The 18,181-nt window shown below is 40.3% G+C and carries 17 protein-coding genes; 14 read left to right on the top strand and 3 right to left on the bottom strand.

Going from position 1 to position 18,181, the window contains the following annotated elements:
- Window positions 1-24: 24 nt before the first annotated feature.
- Both L2737_RS17195 and argH read left to right on the top strand, forming a co-directional pair.
- Window positions 25-1,245 carry an argininosuccinate synthase gene (locus L2737_RS17195; protein ID WP_229370928.1) on the top strand — a complete coding sequence of 407 codons (1,221 nt, stop codon included), beginning with the start codon at window positions 25-27 and terminating at the stop codon, window positions 1,243-1,245.
- A 95-nt stretch (window positions 1,246-1,340) separates the two neighbouring features.
- Window positions 1,341-2,708: an argininosuccinate lyase gene (argH, locus tag L2737_RS17190; RefSeq protein ID WP_102527705.1), complete on the top strand. Its 1,368-nt coding sequence runs from the start codon at window positions 1,341-1,343 to the stop codon at window positions 2,706-2,708.
- Window positions 2,709-2,812: 104 nt separating this feature from the next.
- Here argH and L2737_RS17185 read toward each other — a convergent pair whose 3' ends face one another.
- Entirely contained in the window at window positions 2,813-5,404 is a 2,592-nt protein-coding gene (locus L2737_RS17185; protein WP_248956554.1) for a penicillin-binding protein 1A, read from the bottom strand.
- A 188-nt stretch (window positions 5,405-5,592) separates the two neighbouring features.
- On the opposite strand from L2737_RS17185, the gene L2737_RS17180 reads away from it, so the two are divergent.
- The 9 genes from L2737_RS17180 to L2737_RS17140 all read left to right on the top strand — a co-directional run bounded on the left by L2737_RS17180 (window position 5,593) and on the right by L2737_RS17140 (window position 14,792).
- Window positions 5,593-6,672, top strand: coding sequence for a pilus assembly protein PilM (locus L2737_RS17180; RefSeq protein WP_102527703.1), 1,080 nt, complete (start codon window positions 5,593-5,595; stop codon window positions 6,670-6,672).
- A complete protein-coding gene (locus L2737_RS17175) occupies window positions 6,660-7,238 on the top strand; it encodes a PilN domain-containing protein (protein WP_102527702.1) in 579 nt (192 codons plus the stop codon). Before L2737_RS17180 ends, L2737_RS17175 begins: the two co-directional genes overlap by 13 nt.
- Window positions 7,235-7,852 (top strand): type IV pilus inner membrane component PilO, encoded by a 618-nt coding sequence (locus L2737_RS17170; RefSeq protein WP_102527701.1) that lies wholly within the window; start codon window positions 7,235-7,237, stop codon window positions 7,850-7,852. The genes L2737_RS17175 and L2737_RS17170 overlap by 4 nt, the downstream gene beginning before the upstream one ends.
- Entirely contained in the window at window positions 7,852-8,367 is a 516-nt protein-coding gene (locus tag L2737_RS17165) for a pilus assembly protein PilP (RefSeq protein WP_248956553.1), read from the top strand. The genes L2737_RS17170 and L2737_RS17165 overlap by 1 nt, the downstream gene beginning before the upstream one ends.
- Window positions 8,368-8,388: 21 nt before the next feature.
- A complete protein-coding gene (locus L2737_RS17160) occupies window positions 8,389-10,437 on the top strand; it encodes a type IV pilus secretin PilQ (RefSeq protein ID WP_248956552.1) in 2,049 nt (682 codons plus the stop codon).
- Between the two features lie 298 nt (window positions 10,438-10,735).
- Window positions 10,736-11,251, top strand: coding sequence for a shikimate kinase AroK (aroK, locus tag L2737_RS17155; RefSeq protein ID WP_102527698.1), 516 nt, complete (start codon window positions 10,736-10,738; stop codon window positions 11,249-11,251).
- A gap of 8 nt (window positions 11,252-11,259) precedes the next feature.
- Window positions 11,260-12,336: a 3-dehydroquinate synthase gene (aroB, locus tag L2737_RS17150; protein ID WP_102527697.1), complete on the top strand. Its 1,077-nt coding sequence runs from the start codon at window positions 11,260-11,262 to the stop codon at window positions 12,334-12,336.
- Between the two features lie 45 nt (window positions 12,337-12,381).
- Window positions 12,382-13,854, top strand: a complete 1,473-nt coding sequence (locus tag L2737_RS17145; RefSeq protein WP_248956551.1) for an AAA family ATPase — start codon at window positions 12,382-12,384, stop codon at window positions 13,852-13,854.
- 98 nt (window positions 13,855-13,952) lie between these two features.
- Window positions 13,953-14,792 (top strand): Dam family site-specific DNA-(adenine-N6)-methyltransferase, encoded by an 840-nt coding sequence (locus L2737_RS17140; protein ID WP_248956550.1) that lies wholly within the window; start codon window positions 13,953-13,955, stop codon window positions 14,790-14,792.
- A gap of 78 nt (window positions 14,793-14,870) precedes the next feature.
- Here the strand turns inward: L2737_RS17140 and L2737_RS17135 are convergent, their stop codons facing one another.
- Entirely contained in the window at window positions 14,871-15,053 is a 183-nt protein-coding gene (locus L2737_RS17135; protein WP_102527694.1) for a DUF2970 domain-containing protein, read from the bottom strand.
- The gene (locus L2737_RS17130) at window positions 15,053-15,421 is read right to left on the bottom strand and encodes a hypothetical protein (protein WP_248956549.1); all 369 of its coding nucleotides are present in this window, start codon (window positions 15,419-15,421) and stop codon (window positions 15,053-15,055) included. The genes L2737_RS17135 and L2737_RS17130 overlap by 1 nt, the downstream gene beginning before the upstream one ends.
- Window positions 15,422-15,729: 308 nt before the next feature.
- Between L2737_RS17130 and rpe the strand changes: the two genes are divergently transcribed.
- Genes rpe through trpS form a run of 3 tightly spaced genes read left to right on the top strand, consistent with a single transcriptional unit; the run spans window position 15,730 to window position 18,171 of the window.
- Window positions 15,730-16,404, top strand: coding sequence for a ribulose-phosphate 3-epimerase (rpe, locus tag L2737_RS17125; RefSeq protein WP_102527692.1), 675 nt, complete (start codon window positions 15,730-15,732; stop codon window positions 16,402-16,404).
- 2 nt (window positions 16,405-16,406) lie between these two features.
- Window positions 16,407-17,135, top strand: a complete 729-nt coding sequence (locus L2737_RS17120) for a phosphoglycolate phosphatase (protein ID WP_248956548.1) — start codon at window positions 16,407-16,409, stop codon at window positions 17,133-17,135.
- Between the two features lie 34 nt (window positions 17,136-17,169).
- Window positions 17,170-18,171 (top strand): tryptophan--tRNA ligase, encoded by a 1,002-nt coding sequence (gene trpS, locus L2737_RS17115; RefSeq protein ID WP_248956547.1) that lies wholly within the window; start codon window positions 17,170-17,172, stop codon window positions 18,169-18,171.
- Window positions 18,172-18,181: the final 10 nt, after the last annotated feature.

Here is an 18,181-nt window from a genome sequence, read left to right as displayed (position 1 = left end):
AGTTTATGTTAGGAAAAATTAAAGATGTCTATTGAAACACAAACCAGTATTAAGAAAGTTGTATTAGCGTATTCAGGTGGTTTAGACACCTCAGCCATTATCCCATGGTTGAAGGAGACCTACGATAACTGCGAAATTATCGCATTTTGTGCTGATGTCGGTCAGGGGGCAGAAGAGCTTGAAGGTTTGCATGAAAAAGCTATCGAGTCTGGTGCTTCTGAATGTTATATCGTCGACTTAAAAGAAGAGCTGGTGGCTGATTACATCTACCCAACGATTGCAACGGGCGCAATTTACGAAGGGACTTATTTACTAGGAACGTCAATGGCGCGTCCTATTATTGCTAAAGCACAAGTCGAAGTGGCTCGTAAAGTGGGTGCTGATGCAGTTTGTCATGGTTGTACTGGTAAAGGTAATGACCAAGTTCGTTTTGAAGGTTGTTTTGCTGCGCTTGCTCCAGATTTAAAAGTCATTGCACCTTGGCGTGAGTGGTCAATGGTGAGCCGTGAAGATTTATTAGATTACTTAGCTGAGAGAAACATTGAAACCACAGCTTCGGCGACCAAAATCTATAGTCGTGATGCTAATGCTTGGCATATCTCGCATGAAGGTGGCGAGCTAGAGGACCCATGGAACGAGCCAAGCAAAGAAGTGTGGACCATGACGGTTGCGCCGGAAGATGCACCGAATACGCCAGAGTATGTTGCGTTAAACATTGAAAATGGCCGTGTGACTCATGTTGACGGTGTGGCTTTATCTCCATACGCAGCATTAATGCAGTTAAACGAACTTGCTGCCGCACATGGTGTAGGCCGTATCGACATTACTGAGAACCGTTTGGTTGGCATGAAGTCTCGTGGTTGTTATGAAACGCCAGGCGGCACTGTGATGTTTGCTGGCCTTCGTGCCATTGAAGAGTTAGTACTTGATAAAACAAGTCGTGAGTGGCGTGAACAGGTTGGCGCTCAAATGGCTCATTTGGTCTATGACGGTCGTTGGTTTACACCGCTGTGTAATTCATTGATTGCTGCATCAGAAGCATTAGCTGGGCTGGTTAACGGTGAAGTTGTGGTTAAGCTATACAAAGGTCAAGCAAGTGTTGTTAAAAAGCGTTCTCCAAATAGCTTATATTCAGAAGAGTTTGCGACGTTTGGTGACGATAATGTTTACGACCAAAAAGATGCTGAAGGCTTTATTCGCCTTTATTCTTTATCAAGCCGTATCAGAGCACTTAACAGCAAATAAGCTCAGCTGTTAAGAGTAAGTAAACGGGGCTGATATAAGCCCCGTTTTTGTCAGATTAATGTAATTGAAATAAAGAATTTAAAGAGGGTATCGACATGGCGTTATGGGGCGGAAGATTCAGTCAAGAAAGCAGCGCATTATTTAAGTTATTTAATGACTCACTGCCAGTAGATTATCGTTTAATTGAAGAAGATATTGTCGGCTCGATTGCTTGGGCTACGGCGATTACTTCAGTGGGTATTTTAACCCAACAGGAATGTGAGCAATTACATGCAGCATTAAACGAGCTACTTGCTGAAGTTGCTGATAAGCCAGAAGCCATTATTGCGTCTGGTGCTGAAGATATTCATAGTTTTGTGGAACAATCTTTGATTGCTAAAGTGGGCGATTTAGGTAAAAAACTGCACACTGGACGCTCTCGTAATGACCAAGTGGCGACAGATTTAAAGCTATGGTGTAGAAAAGAGGGTGAGCAATCACTTGCGCTGCTGCAAAAGCTTAGAGGTGCATTAATTGACCTTGCTGCACGTGAAATAGATGCTGTTATGCCAGGTTACACCCATTTGCAAAGAGCTCAGCCAGTATTATTTGGTCACTGGTGTTTAGCTTATGTTGAAATGTTTGAACGTGATATTAGTCGTTTAGAAGATGCATTAAAGCGTGCTGACACGTGTCCTTTAGGTTCAGGCGCATTAGCTGGTACGGCTTATCCAATGGATAGACATGCCATTGCTGAATCTCTCGGGTTTGCGGCGCCAACATTAAATAGCCTTGATACCGTATCAGATCGCGACCATGTGATTGAGTTATGTAGTGATGCATCAATCAGCATGATGCACTTAAGCCGTATGGCTGAAGATTTAATTTTCTTTAACAGCGGTGAAGCTGGCTTCATTGATTTAGATGATGAAGTGACATCTGGTTCATCATTAATGCCACAAAAGAAAAACCCTGATGCACTCGAGCTTATTAGAGGTAAAACTGGTCGTGTTTATGGCAGCTTAATGGGGATTTTAACCACCATGAAAGCATTGCCATTGGCTTACAATAAAGACATGCAGGAAGATAAAGAAGGCTTATTCGATGTGATGGATAGCTGGTCTATCTGTCTTGAGATGGCTGCACTTGTGTTAAGCGGCCTACAAGTTAATCGTGAAAGAACCTTAGCTGCAGCGCAACAGGGTTACGCTAACTCTACAGAATTAGCTGATTATCTTGTTGCTAAAGGAATGCCATTCAGAGAAGCGCATCATGTTGTCGGCGAGGTGGTAGTGGTTGCTATTGGTAAGCAAACACCGTTAGAAGAATTACCACTTGCTGAATTAAAGCAATTTAGCGACGTCATTGAAGATGATGTATATGCCTGTTTAACTATTGAATCTTGTTTGGAAAAACGTGAAGCATTAGGTGGTACATCTATTCTTCAAGTGAAACAAGCATTGGCAGTTAAACAAGGCCAGTAATCACCAGCGTTAGCTGAATGGTATTATAAAAATTAAAAAAGCCCTGAGTTAATCATTAACTCAGGGCTTTTTGTTATGTCAGATTAACTTTTAGAATAAAGCGATTACTGAAATAAATCATCTGTTGGGTTTTCGATGAAAATATTTTCATCTGTTATCTCTTCTTTTGCGTATTCTTTTGGCTCAGTACCCTCAACAAAATACTCAAAAGAGGTGGTATGATCCGTCTTACGGGTCAGTAGACCCGTTGCCAAATCGATACGTGCGGAGATAATGCCTTTAGGCGGAATCGTTGTCTTTTCCTCAGTGCCTTTGAGCGCCTGATTCATAAAGTCATTCCAACCCGGCCCTGCGGTTTTCGCACCCGCTTCAGCACCTGATATTTGGTTTTCTGGCCCATCAGCTACCCAACTTGTGCGACCGAGTCTGCGGCTATGATCATCAAATCCAACCCAGAACGTAGAGGTTAATGTTGGATTAAATCCACTAAACCAAGTGTCACGAGATTCATTGGTTGTGCCAGTTTTACCCGCAATATCACGGCGCTTTATCAAGCGAGATGCACGCCATGCGGTACCATTCCAGCCTGTACCTTTACTCCAGTCGCCACCACCCCAAATTACACTTTTAAGAGCTTCAGTCACTAAGAACGCAGTTTGCTCAGTAATAATTCTTGGGGCAAAGCGGCTATTTTCATCACCACACAGTGGTAATGCGTTGTTGCTACTTTCAGTCTCAATGCTCTCCTCAAGTTCAGCGCCTTGAGAGCGTGCAAATTCAGCCGCCATAGCCGCAAAAGGGTCATTCTCATCACTTGCTACTTCAGCCATTTTATCAAGGACAGCAGGCGTGCAAGCTAATAGTGGATTGGCTTCCTCGATGACATTATCAAATGAATCGGTTACTTGTGTAATGAAATATGGCTCAACTAAGTAGCCGCCATTAGTAAATACATTGAATGCAGTAACCACTTGCAAAGGTGTAACCGAAGGTGAACCTAGCGCGACAGATTCATTACGAGGTAAGTCGTCAGGATCAAAACCAAACTCAACTAACTTGGCTATGGTGTTATCTAAACCAATATGTCTCATTGTACGTACAGACATGACATTAACTGACTGGGCCAGACCTACACGTAAACGAGTTGGGCCGCCATAAATATCCGGCGAGTTTTTAGGACGCCAAGCTGTACCTTGTCGAGTATCTGGTTTATTGATTGGCGCATTATTAATTAATGTTGCCAAAGTATAGTCGTCTTCAAGTGCAGCAGAGTATATGAAAGGTTTAATATTAGAACCTAACTGACGTTTGGCTTGAGTGACACGGTTATACTGACTTTGGGTAAAGCTAAAACCGCCGACAAGAGTTTTAATCGCACCATCGCTAGGTTCAAGTGAAACTGTGGCACTAGAGACTTGAGGAATTTGAGAGAGTTGCCAATATTCGCCATTATTTCTAATCCACACTTTTTGACCAACAGCTAAAATATCTTCCGCTTTCTTTGGTGGTTTTCCTTGGCGTCTATCTGATATAAATTTACGAGCCCACTTTAAGCCATTCCATTCCAACAGAATTTCTTCGCCTGCGGCATTCAATACAGTTGCTTGTTGCTCATTTATCGCAATAACAGCAGCCGGCATAATGCCTTGCATAGGGCGCGTTTTCTTCAAATTAGCGATAATATCGCTGGTGGCCATACTTTCAACTGTAGGTTCTGAAGGCCATAATTCGGCGATAGGCCCTCGGTAACCGTGACGCTGATCGTAAGCAAATACATTATCTCGTAATGCACTTTGGGCTTTTAATTGTAAATCAGAAGATATGGTGGTGTAGACGTTATAGCCATTGGTATAGGCTTCTTCTTCACCGTATTGACTTACCATATACTCACGAGCCATTTCAGAAATATAGGGTGCATATAAATCAATTTCAGCACCGTGATATTTTGCTGTGATCGGTGAATTAATGGCTTCTTGATATTGCGACTCAGTGATATTGCGTTTTTCAAGCATTCTACTGAGTACCCAATTACGACGTGTTTTAGCTCGCTCTGGGTTACGAATAGGGTTGGCTGCAGAAGGCGCTTGAGGTAAGCCTGCAATCATTGCCATTTCTGGTAATGTCAGTTGAGTTAAATCTTTACCGTAATAAACTTGAGCAGCAGCACCGACACCATATGCGCGGTTACCTAAGAATGAACGATTCAAATAGAGTGTTAAGATTTCTTCTTTAGTAAGTGCTTTTTCAATTTTTAATGCTAAGAAAATTTCTTTGGTTTTTCGAATATAGGTTTTTTCGCGTGATAAAAAGAACCCTCGGGCTACCTGTTGAGTAATCGTACTCGCACCTTGGCTTTTTTTACCCGTGGTAATTAAAATGACCGCAGCACGAACAATACCGATAGGATCGATGCCTTTATGTTCAAAAAAGCGAGCATCTTCGGTATCCAAAACAGCATTTATTAATTGCTCAGGCACATCCTGATATTCAATTGGGATTCTTCTTTTTTCACCAAACTGAGAAATAAGTAGCCCGTCACTGCTGTATATTCTTAATGGTGTCTGTAATTTTACCGTTTTGAGTGTATTTACATCCGGTAATTCAGGCAAAAGATAATAATAAGCTGCGACAATAGTGCCGACGCCTAATAAAGTTAAGCTAAATATAGCAATAAGTATTCGTTTTAACCACTTCACCGAAATATTCCAAAAATCATAAATATGCTCGCTAGTATATAAGCGGGAGGGTTTTTGGTGAAGTAAAAACATGAAAACAAAAAAAAACAAGTTGTAAAATTTAGAAACATTTAATACAAATACTTATAACGAGTTGATTTTGTGCTAATCTATTTTAAAATATAAAAAAATAAATGCGATGACGGAATATGCTTTCTAAATTTTGGAAGCGTCAGGCTCCGCAAATGGTTGGAATCGATATTGGTTCTCATGAAGTAAAAGCCATTTTGCTTAGCAAGACCGCTGATGGATATAAAATTCTAAACTATATATCTGCTCCTTTGAGAAAAGGTGCAGTTGTCGATCATGAGATCCGTGATGCTGAAGCGGTAATTGAATCATTAAGGCATATAAGGCGTGGACTGCCAAAAGGAATTAAGTCTGCTGCTGTTGCGGTCTCTGGCTCTGCTGTAATGACGAAAGTGATTTACATGGACGCTTCATTAAATGAAGAAGAAATGGAAGCACAGATTGAAATTGAAGCAGATAACCTTATCCCTTATTCACTCGATGAAGTGAGTATCGATTTTGAAACACTCAATGCCAACACAACTGACCCGACGAAAGTTGATGTGCTATTAAGTGCTTGTCGTACCGATAATATTGATTCCAGAATGGATTCTTTGGATGCAATTGAACTTGATACTAAGGTTGTCGATGTTGAAGCTTATGCTTTAGGTCGGTCATCTGAGTTGATTCTTGCTCAGCTACCTGAAGGTGCTAACGAAAAATCTGTGGTTTTGGTGGATATTGGTGCCAATATGACTACCTTTGCAGTGGTTGAGCATGGCGAAACAACTTTTATTCGCGAGCAAGCATTTGGTGGTGAACTATTTACTCAATCAATTTTATCGTTTTACGGCATGTCTTATGATGAAGCTGAAAATGCCAAAATAACCGGTGAGTTACCACGCAATTATATGTTTGAGGTGTTATCACCTTTCCAAACACAGTTATTGCAGCAAATTAAACGAACGCTTCAAATTTATTGTACAGCCAGTGGTAAAGATAAAGTTGATTATATTGTCTTAAGTGGCGGAACGGCAAAACTTGAAGGCATGACAGCATTATTAACTAATGAATTAGGGGTGCATTCAATTGTTGCAGACCCATTCCAAGGTTGTTTACATGCTGATGTTGATATTAAAAACCAGCTAGAGCCTAGTATTAGTAAATATATGGTTGCCTGTGGTTTAGCGCTTAGGAGTTACGCTCAATGGCGAACATAAACTTACTTCCATGGCGTGAAGAGGCCAGAGAAAAACAAAAACGAGATTATATAGGTATATTAGCGTTAGTTTTCTTAGTGACGTGTTTAATTGTATTTTTAGCATTAAGCTTTATTGAGGTTGTGACTGATGATCAACGTCAACGAAATGCATATCTTCAGACTGAAATATCTTTTCTTGATAGCCAAATCGCAGAAATAAGAAAAATTACTGCACGCAAGAAAGATATTGAAAGACGTACTAAGATTATATTAAACCTACAGCAATCTCGTAATTTGCCGACACATGTTTTAGATGAACTCGTGCGTATCGTTCCACCAGGAATATATCTTTCAAGTATTGAAAAGAAAGGTAGCTTACTTTGGATTGAAGGTCGCAGTGAATCAAATAACAACGTTGCGAATATGATGAGAAAAGTCAAAACATCGCAATATTTAAATGATCCAAGCATGCAGTCGATCATTAGTCAAAACGAAAATTTAAGACAATTACAGAAGTTCAGATTAAGAGTGACCATTTTTGATGACACTCTACCAATGGATTCAACTGAAGGAGGTCGAAAATGAATCTCGACTTAGAGCAGTTTAATGATATTGATTTTGAAAACATTGGTGGTTGGCCTACTTTAGTCAAAGTTGTTTTTGCCGTTTTTCTTTCATTGACAGTGATGGGAGCGAGTTATTACTTGTTCGTATCTGATGCATTAGATGTACTCGATACAGAAGAAAGAAAAGAAATTACCTTAAGGGAAGACTTTCAAAGTAAATATCGTCTAGCTGCAAATTTGAAATTATATCGTGAGCAGTTAGTGGTAATGGAAGCGCAATTTGCAGAATTGCTAAAAATGCTACCTTCTGAAAATGAAATGCCAGGCCTATTGGATGACACCACCTTTGTTGCGACCGATGCTGGTTTACGTATTAACAGTCTGGATTGGGATACTGAAATCGAACGCGACTTCTATTTGGAGTTCCCAATTAAGCTGGCCGTAGTCGGTGATTATCACCAACTAGGTAATATGGTCAGCGGTGTAGCAAAATTACCTCGTATCGTTAGCTTGCATGACTTTGTTATCAAGCGTGATGAAAGTGGAAGTTTATCGATGGATATTCTCGCGAAAACCTATCGATTTAAAGAGGGTGCACAATTACCAGCAGATCAAAATAAGGGGAAGAAATAATGAAATTCTTGCCTTTGATGTTGGTGGTATTGATGTTAACTGGCTGTATTGGTGATCGCAGTGATTTAGAGTTGTTTGTGACAACAACTAAAGCGCAGCATATTGCTCGTATTCCTCCGTTAAAAGAAACACCTAAGTTTGAACACTTTGCCTATCAAGCAGAGTTAATGCGCAGTCCTTTTGTACCACCTTCACGAGAGCTTACCGAAGAAGTGGTGGATACCAGTAGAAATTGTCTACAACCTGATTTGAAACGCCGTAAAGGGCGCTTAGAAACATATGCGATAGACAATTTAAGAATGCGCGGTACGTTAAGTGAAGATGGCACGACTTGGGCTTTAGTAGAGTCATCTGATGCAAACGTATATCGCTTAGGGGTCGGTGAGTATCTCGGACTTTATCATGGGAAAATCGATAAAGTGACACCGCAATATATTGAAATTATAGAATTAATTCCTGATGGTTCTGGTTGCTGGGCTGAAAGAGCAAGTAACTTAGAATTATCAGGCAAATAATGTGCGAAGGATGAGGGAATAATGAAATCTTCTGCCGCGATGCAAACATCGACAAAAAAAGTCTCACTATTTAAAGCAGTACTAAGTGTTGTTTTAATGATGGGCGCACTTCCAAGTGCAATAGCCGCCAATAAGTTAGTGGATGTAAAATACCATTCTGTTGTCGATCACCAATTAGAATTAGAGCTTGTATTCGAGTCAGCGCTCGATAAACCTGAGGTTGATTTATCAGGATCACCAGCACAAATCATTTTAAGTTTTGAAGACAGTATTTCAAACCTTGAAAAAGATGACATCACTATTGATAGAGTCGGTGTTGAGGGGTTAAAAACAACTCAAGTTGATGGGTCTTTAAATGTTGTTGTCGATTTAACAGAAGTGAAACCCTATCAAGGGAAAGTGGTTGGCAATACCTACCGCTTAACTGTCAATGATACGGCTTCAGGCCCTGATAATGCTGATAACCCTTTTGTTAATGGCATTGATACTATTGATTTTCGCCGTAACAAAGCGGGTGGTGGAGACTTACTGATACATTTGAACAATCGCTCTGTTGCAGCCAATGTTGCCCAGGTGGGGTCGAAGTTAGAGGTGAAGCTTTATAATACTGATATTAAAAATGAACATCTGTATGTCATGGATGTACAAGATTTTAATACTCCAGTGACCAGTTTCGAAACTTTTAAAGATGATTTAACTTCTCGTATTATGGTTGATGTCGATGGCAACTACGATTACAACTACAAACAAGAAGGCAATGTTTTTAAAGTTAGTATTAATAAAGTTGAGCGCGCGACAGTAGCTAAAGAAGATAAAAAATATAATGGCCGCTCTTTATCGCTGAACTTTCAAAATATCTCAGTGAGAACTGTCTTACAGATTATTGCTGATTATAATGATTTTAACTTAGTTACAAGTGACACAGTTGAGGGCAACATTACCCTTCGTTTAGATGATGTACCTTGGGATCAGGCGCTAGACTTAATTTTACAAACAAAAGGTCTTGATAAGCGTATTGAAGGTAATATCTTGATGGTTGCGCCAAGTGAAGAGTTGGCAATACGAGAAAGACAAGATTTAGCAAATCAACAAGAAGTTAAAGAGTTAGCTCCGCTTTATTCTGAATACATTCAAGTAAACTATGCAAAAGCAGTTGATATTGCTGAATTGATGAAGAGTGCAGATTCAAGCTTGTTATCAAGTCGAGGCAGCGTTGCTGTTGATGAGCGAACTAACACATTATTAGTTAAGGATACTGCTGATTCATTAGAGACAATCCACCGTTTAGTTGAAGTTCTTGATATACCGATTAAACAAGTATTGATTGAAGCTCGTATGGTGACTGTTAAAGATAACGTTTCAGAAGATTTAGGAATTCGCTGGGGCATCACAGATCAACAAGGTGATAAAGGGACTTCAGGTTCACTTGAAGGCGCAAATGATATTGTATCAGGTGTTATTCCTGCATTGAGTGATCGCTTAAATGTGAATTTACCTTCTTCTGCGAACAATGCGGCGAGTATTGCATTTAGTGTTGCTAAAATGGCAGATGGTACAGTACTTGATTTAGAGTTAAGTGCATTAGAGCAAGAAAACAAAGGCGAAATTATTGCTAGCCCGCGTATTACGACGTCAAACCAAAAAGCTGCCTACATAGAACAAGGTGTTGAGATTCCATATGTTGAGTCCGCATCTAGTGGTGCCACGACGGTATCATTCAAAAAAGCAGTATTATCATTACGTGTAACACCTCAAATAACCCCTGATGATCGTGTCATTCTTGATTTAGAGATTACTCAAGATACCCGAGGCGAAACTGTTCAGACTGGTACAGGTGAAGCCGTATCAATCGATACTCAACGCATCGGAACACAGGTATTAGTTGATAATGGGGAAACGATTGTACTTGGTGGTATTTATCAGCAAAACCTAATTAGTCGTGTCAGTAAAGTCCCAGTTTTGGGTGACATACCTTTGGTTGGTTTCTTGTTCAGGAATACGTCAGATACTAATGAGCGTCAAGAACTACTTATTTTTGTGACACCAAAAATTGTAACTGAAAAGCTTTAAAATTAGTTTGATTAAAATACCAGCGTTTGCTGGTATTTTTTTGTCTGCTATTTAGGTAGCTGATTAATTTTATTAGTAAAAGCTTAACCTTCTTATTCTGTGCTGTAGAGGGTTTGAAGTTGTATGATGGATTTATTTTGAAGAATCTGTGTTTAATTCATCAACATGACTTGCAACAATAGCCCTATAACTGAGATAATCCGTCGTCAAGTCTCATTAGAGCAAGGTTAAATTATAGGTCGGCTTGAGTTTAAGTCGATAAGGCATACATTTCATATAAGATTCAGACGTATATATAATGGCTGAAAAACGCAATATTTTTCTGGTAGGCCCAATGGGCGCAGGCAAAAGCACAATTGGTCGCCATTTGGCCCAAATGCTGCATTTAGATTTCCACGATTCAGATCACGAGATTGAGCAACGCACAGGTGCAGATATTGCCTGGGTGTTTGACGTAGAAGGCGAAGAAGGCTTTCGTGTACGTGAAGCTCAAGTCATCGCCGACCTGTCGGAAAAGCAGGGCATTGTCCTAGCTACTGGCGGCGGATCTGTACAAAGTAAAGACATTCGTAATCATTTGTCGGCTCGAGGTATTGTTGTATACCTAGAGACTACAATCGATAAGCAAGTGGCTCGTACTCAACGTGATAAACGTCGACCGTTACTACAGGTTGATGATCCACGCGAAGTGCTTGAAAATCTTGCTGATGTTCGTAATCCTTTATATGAAGAGATTGCAGACGTTATCGTTAAGACAGATGAGCAAAGTGCGAAAATAGTCGCAAATCAAATCATTGAGCAACTCGGTTTTTAGGTAGGTTTATGCAACAAGTTCAGGTTGAATTAGGTATAAGAAGTTATCCCATTTTTATTGGCCAGAATTTATTGCAGCAAAATACTTATCTCTCCGATTACCTTTCTGGTAAAAAAGCACTCATAGTCACCAATGACACTATAGCTCCGTTGTACTTAGAACAAGTCCAACAAGCTATGGTCAGTTGTGGTGAACTGGGTGTTGTTGTGCTTCCAGATGGTGAGAAATATAAAGATCTCACGCATTTGGATTTAATATTTTCTGCGTTACTAGAAAATAATTTTGCACGTGATTGTGTGATAGTTGCATTAGGTGGCGGTGTCGTTGGTGACATGGCTGGCTTTGCTGCATCTTGCTATCAGCGAGGTGTGGAGTTTATACAGCTTCCCACAACACTGCTGTCCCAGGTTGACTCTTCTGTTGGCGGTAAAACCGCTGTGAATCATCCTTTGGGGAAAAATATGATTGGGGCATTTTATCAACCTCAATCAGTACTAATTGACACCAATTGTTTATCAACTTTACCTGCAAAAGAGTTTGCTGCGGGAATGGCTGAAGTCATTAAGTACGGTATCATTTGGGATGCTGACTTTTTTAGCTGGCTAGAGCAAAATGTTGAGCCGCTTAAGACGCTTGATAAAGATGCGTTAACCTATGCCATTGCTAGATGTTGTCAAATTAAAGCGGATGTCGTTGCTGAAGATGAAACTGAACGTGGTGTTAGAGCGTTATTGAACCTCGGGCATACATTTGGTCATGCGATTGAAGCTGAAATGGGCTATGGCGTATGGTTGCATGGTGAAGCTGTGGCAACGGGCACGATTATGGCCGCTTTAACATCATTAAAGTTAGGCTTAATTCAGCAAACCGACTTTGATAGAGTCACTCGCATAATGCAAGCGTTTGACTTACCAATAACTTCGCCTGAAAACATGACATTTGATAGTTATATCAAACACATGCGACGAGATAAAAAAGTGTTAGCGGGCCAAATTCGTTTGGTGTTACCGACTTCAATAGGCACTGCTGAAGTATTCTCTGATGTAAAAGAGTCACTGCTCGCAGAAGTCATCAGTCAAGTTTAAGTTGTAGCGCAGTTTAAACGTTAGTGTAAGTCTAATGGTGGGCTTGTGGATATCCAACAAACGCTTTTGTTACCTTCGCAAGAATCGTTAGTTCAGCGACTAGAGCATATCGCGAGTTATAGCGAGCAACTTGTGCTTGTTTCAGGGGTAAGAGGTTCAGGTAAAACAACCTTAGTGACAGCCCTCGCAAGTGAGCTTGATAACTATAATTCAGCATTAGTTATTTGTCCTATGCATGCTGAAAGTGCTGAAATTCGTCGAAAAATCCTCATTCAATTGATCTCATCGCCCATTTTCGATGACGCATTACCCTTGGCAGACACTTTGTTGAGGATCCAGTCGAGTTTAACTAAGCCGTTACACATTATTATTGACGATGCGCAATATATGCCGCGAGAGTTATGGGCAGAATGTTTAGTGCTAACGCAATTGAAATGTGCGGGTAAACCTATTTCAATTACTTTTACGATTGAGCCAGATTCTTTAACTGAACTCAATCTTGAGCTCACAGAGTCAATGCAATCATTGCTATTGAATGTAGAAGTGGAACCATTATCGCTTGCAGAACGTGAAGGGCTTTATCGGACATTATTAATTAGAAGTCATAAAACCCCCTTTATTCCTCGTGAAATAATACAAGCACAAATTGAAAAGCAACATGGCACACCTGCAGAAGTTCTCGATTTACTTAAAAAAGCTTTGGAAGATAAGCCCGAAGAAATAAAGTCATGGCCCAAATACTTGCATTGGTTAGTCTCACTATTTGTATTTATGGCAATGGCAGGAATAGGCATTGCCATCTATTTAACTCAAAGCAAACAACAAGCTGAAAATGAGCCAGAAATCGTATTTGCAGAGTATCAGCTACCAACGAGCCGTGCTCAATGGTTCATACACCATTATGGCAAGTCATTAGTATCTGCTGCTATTAAGATCCAGCCTGAAGAAATACCATCCAAGCAAGGCTTTAATTTAGTGGGTGATAAAGTTATTGAATCAATGCTTCCTATTTATCCCTCGCGGGATGATGAGGGGAGTGAGCCTGTTAACAAAATGGGTTTATCTTCACAAGAGGATAGCGCGAGCAATAACATGCATCTCTCAATGAGTGATGCTGACGTGGACAGTAACGTAAATCATGATGTTCAAGTTGCTGATGTTGATGAAGATATCACTATTGTTGAACGAGATAAGCTTGAAGTCAGTAGCATTGATGTGGCAGTACAACAAGATTCAGCTTTATTAACTGACAGAGCAGGATATACCTTACAAATTGCCAGTGTGCGTGATGACAAATCGTTAAAAGCTATCGTGTCAAAACTAAGCCAGATACAGCAAAACGAACTTCAATTAGTACAAGCAAACTTCAAGCAGCGCCATATTGTCCTGTTTGGTCAATTTGATAGTGTTATAGAGGCTCAAAAACAATCTGACAACTTACAACAGGATCTGGGTTTGAGTGCACCATGGATAAGGAAGTGGAGCGATCTTAAGGGATATGAAATCAAATCGAATTAATCGCTTAAAAAGCCATTCGTTTCTATGATTCAAACAATGATTATTCTTATTAAAAAGAGTACAATCATCAGCTTTAATTTTGCTAGTAACTGGTATTCATGACTAAAAAGCATAGAGCCTTTCTTAAGTGGGCGGGTGGGAAATTTAAACTCGTTGACGAGCTAGCAAAACACTTGCCGCAAGGTAAGAGGTTAATAGAGCCCTTTGTTGGTGCAGGATCTGTATTTTTAAATACGGAATATGAAGAGTATCTGCTGTGCGATATTAATCATGACCTGATTAATCTTTATAATATTGTCAAAAATGAACCGGAAACCTACATTGCAGCAGCGAAAGCGATGTTTGTACCGGAAATGAATGACAAAGAGCAATATTACCGCATTCGAACTGAGTTTAATCAAACCAAAGATCCCTTTAAGCGTTCAGTTTACTTTCTTTATATGAACCGACATGGTTTTAATGGCTTATGCCGCTATAACAGAAAAGGCGGTTTTAATGTTCCTTTTGGTTCTTATAAAAAACCGTATTTCCCAGAAGATGAACTTCGCTACTTTTCCATTAAAGCGCAAAAGGCAACATTTCACTGTGTGAGTTATGAACAAGCATTTGAGATGTCTACAACAGGTGATGTGATTTATTGCGACCCGCCATATGCGCCTTTATCAACAACTGCTAGCTTTACAACATACGTAGGGCCAGGCTTTAGTCTTGATGACCAAGCGCTTTTAGCGAGACAATCTCGTCATACAGCTCTTGAACGTGATATTCCTGTGTTGATCAGTAATCATGACATTCCGCTTACTCGCGAGCTTTATCGCGGCGCAAAGTTAGCCTCGATTGCAGTGCAGCGTAATATCAGTCAAAAAGGCAGTTCGCGTAAGAAAGTCGATGAAATCATGGCGCTATATGATCATCACTATCAAGAAGTGATAGATTAATCTCGTTCAAGCTTTGAGAATAATGAATGGTCAATTTTGGCTTACTTTCTTTGGCTTACTTTCTTTGGCTTATGGTCTTTAGCTTAATACTTGATTGACGATAAAGATTAACGACAAAATCATCAGTGCGGCTAAAGCTATTCCCATAAAGATAAAAGGCAGTGGCGAATTATTTTTCTGAAAATCACGCTGGCGATTATCTTCAGTTTGCACCCCAAAAAATGCGGCTACAGTGCTGGTAAATACTCGCCAAATAGACATTAAATGGTGTTTGGATTATTTGCAGGCATATCACTGATAGGTTTGCTTTTTTCGCTACCATGTAGGAGTTCGAGCAAGTCTAAAAAATGGAATTGACTTGAGCGGCTATTACCTGTCACCCAGCTTCCCCAGCTGACATTATCAGATTGAGTTGCACAACGGTTGTTTGGGTGGCTGCTCGGTAGACTTGAGTTGTAGGTTGCAGTGTCTGAACATGCGCAGTTTTCAGCTAGCAGTTGGTCGCGACTATCTGATGCTGCAAAGTATGCAACAAACATTAATGCACTAGCAGAAAAAATACTTAACACAGGCTTTAACGTCACCTTACCAGTTTGGTGGGTGTTCATTTTTCGCTGACTGCACATCATAAGGGCTATCCTTGTCTCATACTTTCAGAATCAATAAATAAACATGTCTCGAATAACGGTATACGATCCAACAAGATGTAGAGATCAGAAACTATATATTCATAAAAGACACAGTGACGTAAGTCGCATTATAGCAAATTTGTCTAGTTAATGAACATCCATTGAGTGTGATCTAGATCAATTTAATACTTACAGATTATTAATATTTACATTTATTTGACTTAGCAAAGTTTTATTACTGTTTGTGACTAGAGCGTTTTCTCTGCAGAGGGTAAAATAATGCCACTTTTAATCGCTTCGAGAAGACTATGCGTCCATTTCTGATTGCCCCATCTATTTTATCAGCCGATTTCGCCCGTTTAGGTGATGATGTTCAAGCCGTATTAGATGCAGGGGCTGACGTTGTTCACTTTGATGTTATGGATAACCATTATGTGCCTAACTTAACGATTGGTCCTATGGTTTGTCAGGCGCTACGTGATTTCGGCATAACTGCTGATATTGATGTGCATTTAATGGTGAAGCCAGTTGATCGTATTATTCCTGATTTTGCCAAAGCCGGCGCTTCTATCATCACTTTCCATCCTGAAGCATCAGAGCATGTAGACCGCAGTCTACAACTTATTAAAGAATCAGGTTGTAAAGCTGGTTTAGTATTTAACCCAGGTACACCACTGCATTATCTTGACCATGTCATGGACAAACTAGATGTCATCCTATTGATGTCAGTTAATCCAGGTTTTGGCGGACAATCATTTATTCCATCAACGCTAGATAAGCTTAAACAAGTTCGCGCCAAAATCGATGCGAGTGGTTTTGATATTCGTCTTGAAGTTGATGGCGGTGTTAAAGTTGATAATATTGCAGAAATCGCAGCTGCAGGTGCAGATATGTTTGTAGCAGGTTCGGCTATTTTCAATCAACCAGATTATAAAACTGTGGTTGATGAAATGCGCAGTGAACTGGCTAAAGTTGACGCGTAATTATGGCTGACTTCTCTAAAATTAAAGCCATCGCTTTTGATTTAGACGGCACGCTTATCGATAGCGTGCCAGATTTGGCTGCGGCAACGCAGGCCACATTGGCCGAGCTCAACCTTTCCACTTGTACTGAACAACAAGTTAGAAACTGGGTTGGCAATGGCGCTCGGGTATTAATGCTGCGTGCATTACATCATGCTTATACAGCAGGTGAGATACTATCGCCTTCTGTTGCAGAGTCTACATCAGTTTCTGAAGACGCGCTTGATGCTGCAATGCCTGTTTTTATGAAGCATTACCAGCTGCACTTGCAAAAGCATAGTCAGCTTTATGTGGGTGTACTAGAGACATTAAATACCCTTAAAGTTTCAGGTTACCCGCTAGCAATCGTGACCAATAAGCCTTATCGATTTACCGTTCCGCTATTAACGGCGTTTGAAATAGATAAATTATTTAGTTTGGTTTTGGGAGGGGATTCGCTGGATAAAATGAAACCAGACCCTCTGCCATTAACGCATATTTTAAATGAATGGCAACTTGAACCCGAACAACTATTAATGGTTGGGGATTCAAAAAATGACATATTTGCGGCAAAAGCAGCCGGAGTAAGCTCAATAGGCTTGACCTATGGGTACAACTACGGTGAAGATATTGGGCTGAGCGGCCCAACTGCGGTATGCGAACAATTTAATCAGATTTTAGCCTTATTACCTTCAGTTAACACTAACGGCTAAAACAAACTGCTAGATCAATGGAGCAATAAAACAAATGACTGCAAAACCTATCGTGTTTAGTGGTGCTCAACCATCAGGTGAGCTAAGTATCGGAAACTACATGGGCGCGCTTCGTCAGTGGGTTAACATGCAAGATAGCCACGATTGTATTTATTGTGTAGTTGATTTACATGCAATTACTGTACGACAAGATCCTGAAAACCTGCGTGCAGCTTGTTATGACACGTTAGCAGTTTATCTTGCTTGTGGCATCGACCCTGACAAAAGTACTGTGTTCCTACAGTCACAAGTGCCGCAGCACACGCAATTAAGCTGGGCGTTAAATTGTTACACCCAAATGGGTGAACTGAACCGCATGACGCAGTTTAAAGACAAGTCGCAAAAACATGCCAATAACATCAATGTGGGTTTATTTGATTACCCTGTATTGATGGCAGCTGATATTTTGCTTTATCAAGCAAATGAAGTGCCTGTTGGCCAAGATCAGAAACAGCATTTAGAACTGACTCGTGATATCGCTACACGTTTTAATAATGCTTATGGTGATACGTTTGCAGTACCTGAGCCATTTATTCCAGAAACGGGCGCTAAGGTGATGTCACTGCAAGAGCCGACCAAAAAAATGTCTAAGTCAGATGATAACCGTAATAACGTTATTGGTTTACTTGATGATCCTAAAGCGATTATGAAGAAAGTTAAAAAAGCGATGACAGACAGCGAAGAGCCACCTGTTGTTCGTTTCGATGTTGACGAAAAACCGGGTGTATCAAACTTATTGAGCCTAATGTCAGGTTGTAACGGTCAGTCAATTGAGTCTATTGAGAAAGACTTTGAAGGCAAAATGTATGGCCATTTAAAAGTGGCAACGGGTGAAGCGGTTGTTGAAATGCTTGAACCACTGCAGGAGCGTTTCCGTCAGTTTAGAGCGGATGAAGAGTACCTTGATGCGGTATTTAAAGCTGGTGCTGAAAAAGCGCAAGCTCGTGCAGAAGAAACGATTAAAAAAGTGTACGAAAAAATCGGTATGATCGTCTAACGATTAGCTA

It is taken from the genome of Shewanella electrodiphila, from assembly GCF_023283985.1.
GTDB lineage: Bacteria > Pseudomonadota > Gammaproteobacteria > Enterobacterales > Shewanellaceae > Shewanella > Shewanella electrodiphila.
Note: the sequence above shows the minus strand (reverse complement) of the source record. Positions and strands in the feature narration are given on the sequence as shown.

Excerpts from the sequence above, each read along its gene's own strand:
- trpS (WP_248956547.1), top strand. The coding sequence starts at position 17,170 with ATGACTGCAAAACCTATCGTGTTTAGTGGTGCTCAACCATCAGGTGAG.
- aroB (WP_102527697.1), top strand. The coding sequence starts at position 11,260 with ATGCAACAAGTTCAGGTTGAATTAGGTATAAGAAGTTATCCCATTTTT.
- aroK (WP_102527698.1), top strand. The coding sequence starts at position 10,736 with ATGGCTGAAAAACGCAATATTTTTCTGGTAGGCCCAATGGGCGCAGGC.
- L2737_RS17195 (WP_229370928.1), top strand. The coding sequence starts at position 25 with ATGTCTATTGAAACACAAACCAGTATTAAGAAAGTTGTATTAGCGTAT.
- L2737_RS17175 (WP_102527702.1), top strand. The coding sequence starts at position 6,660 with ATGGCGAACATAAACTTACTTCCATGGCGTGAAGAGGCCAGAGAAAAA.
- L2737_RS17120 (WP_248956548.1), top strand. The coding sequence starts at position 16,407 with ATGGCTGACTTCTCTAAAATTAAAGCCATCGCTTTTGATTTAGACGGC.
- L2737_RS17180 (WP_102527703.1), top strand. The coding sequence starts at position 5,593 with ATGCTTTCTAAATTTTGGAAGCGTCAGGCTCCGCAAATGGTTGGAATC.
- rpe (WP_102527692.1), top strand. The coding sequence starts at position 15,730 with ATGCGTCCATTTCTGATTGCCCCATCTATTTTATCAGCCGATTTCGCC.
- L2737_RS17170 (WP_102527701.1), top strand. The coding sequence starts at position 7,235 with ATGAATCTCGACTTAGAGCAGTTTAATGATATTGATTTTGAAAACATT.
- L2737_RS17130 (WP_248956549.1), bottom strand. The coding sequence starts at position 15,421 with ATGATGTGCAGTCAGCGAAAAATGAACACCCACCAAACTGGTAAGGTG.
- L2737_RS17160 (WP_248956552.1), top strand. The coding sequence starts at position 8,389 with ATGAAATCTTCTGCCGCGATGCAAACATCGACAAAAAAAGTCTCACTA.
- L2737_RS17165 (WP_248956553.1), top strand. The coding sequence starts at position 7,852 with ATGAAATTCTTGCCTTTGATGTTGGTGGTATTGATGTTAACTGGCTGT.
- L2737_RS17135 (WP_102527694.1), bottom strand. The coding sequence starts at position 15,053 with ATGTCTATTTGGCGAGTATTTACCAGCACTGTAGCCGCATTTTTTGGG.
- argH (WP_102527705.1), top strand. The coding sequence starts at position 1,341 with ATGGCGTTATGGGGCGGAAGATTCAGTCAAGAAAGCAGCGCATTATTT.
- L2737_RS17140 (WP_248956550.1), top strand. The coding sequence starts at position 13,953 with ATGACTAAAAAGCATAGAGCCTTTCTTAAGTGGGCGGGTGGGAAATTT.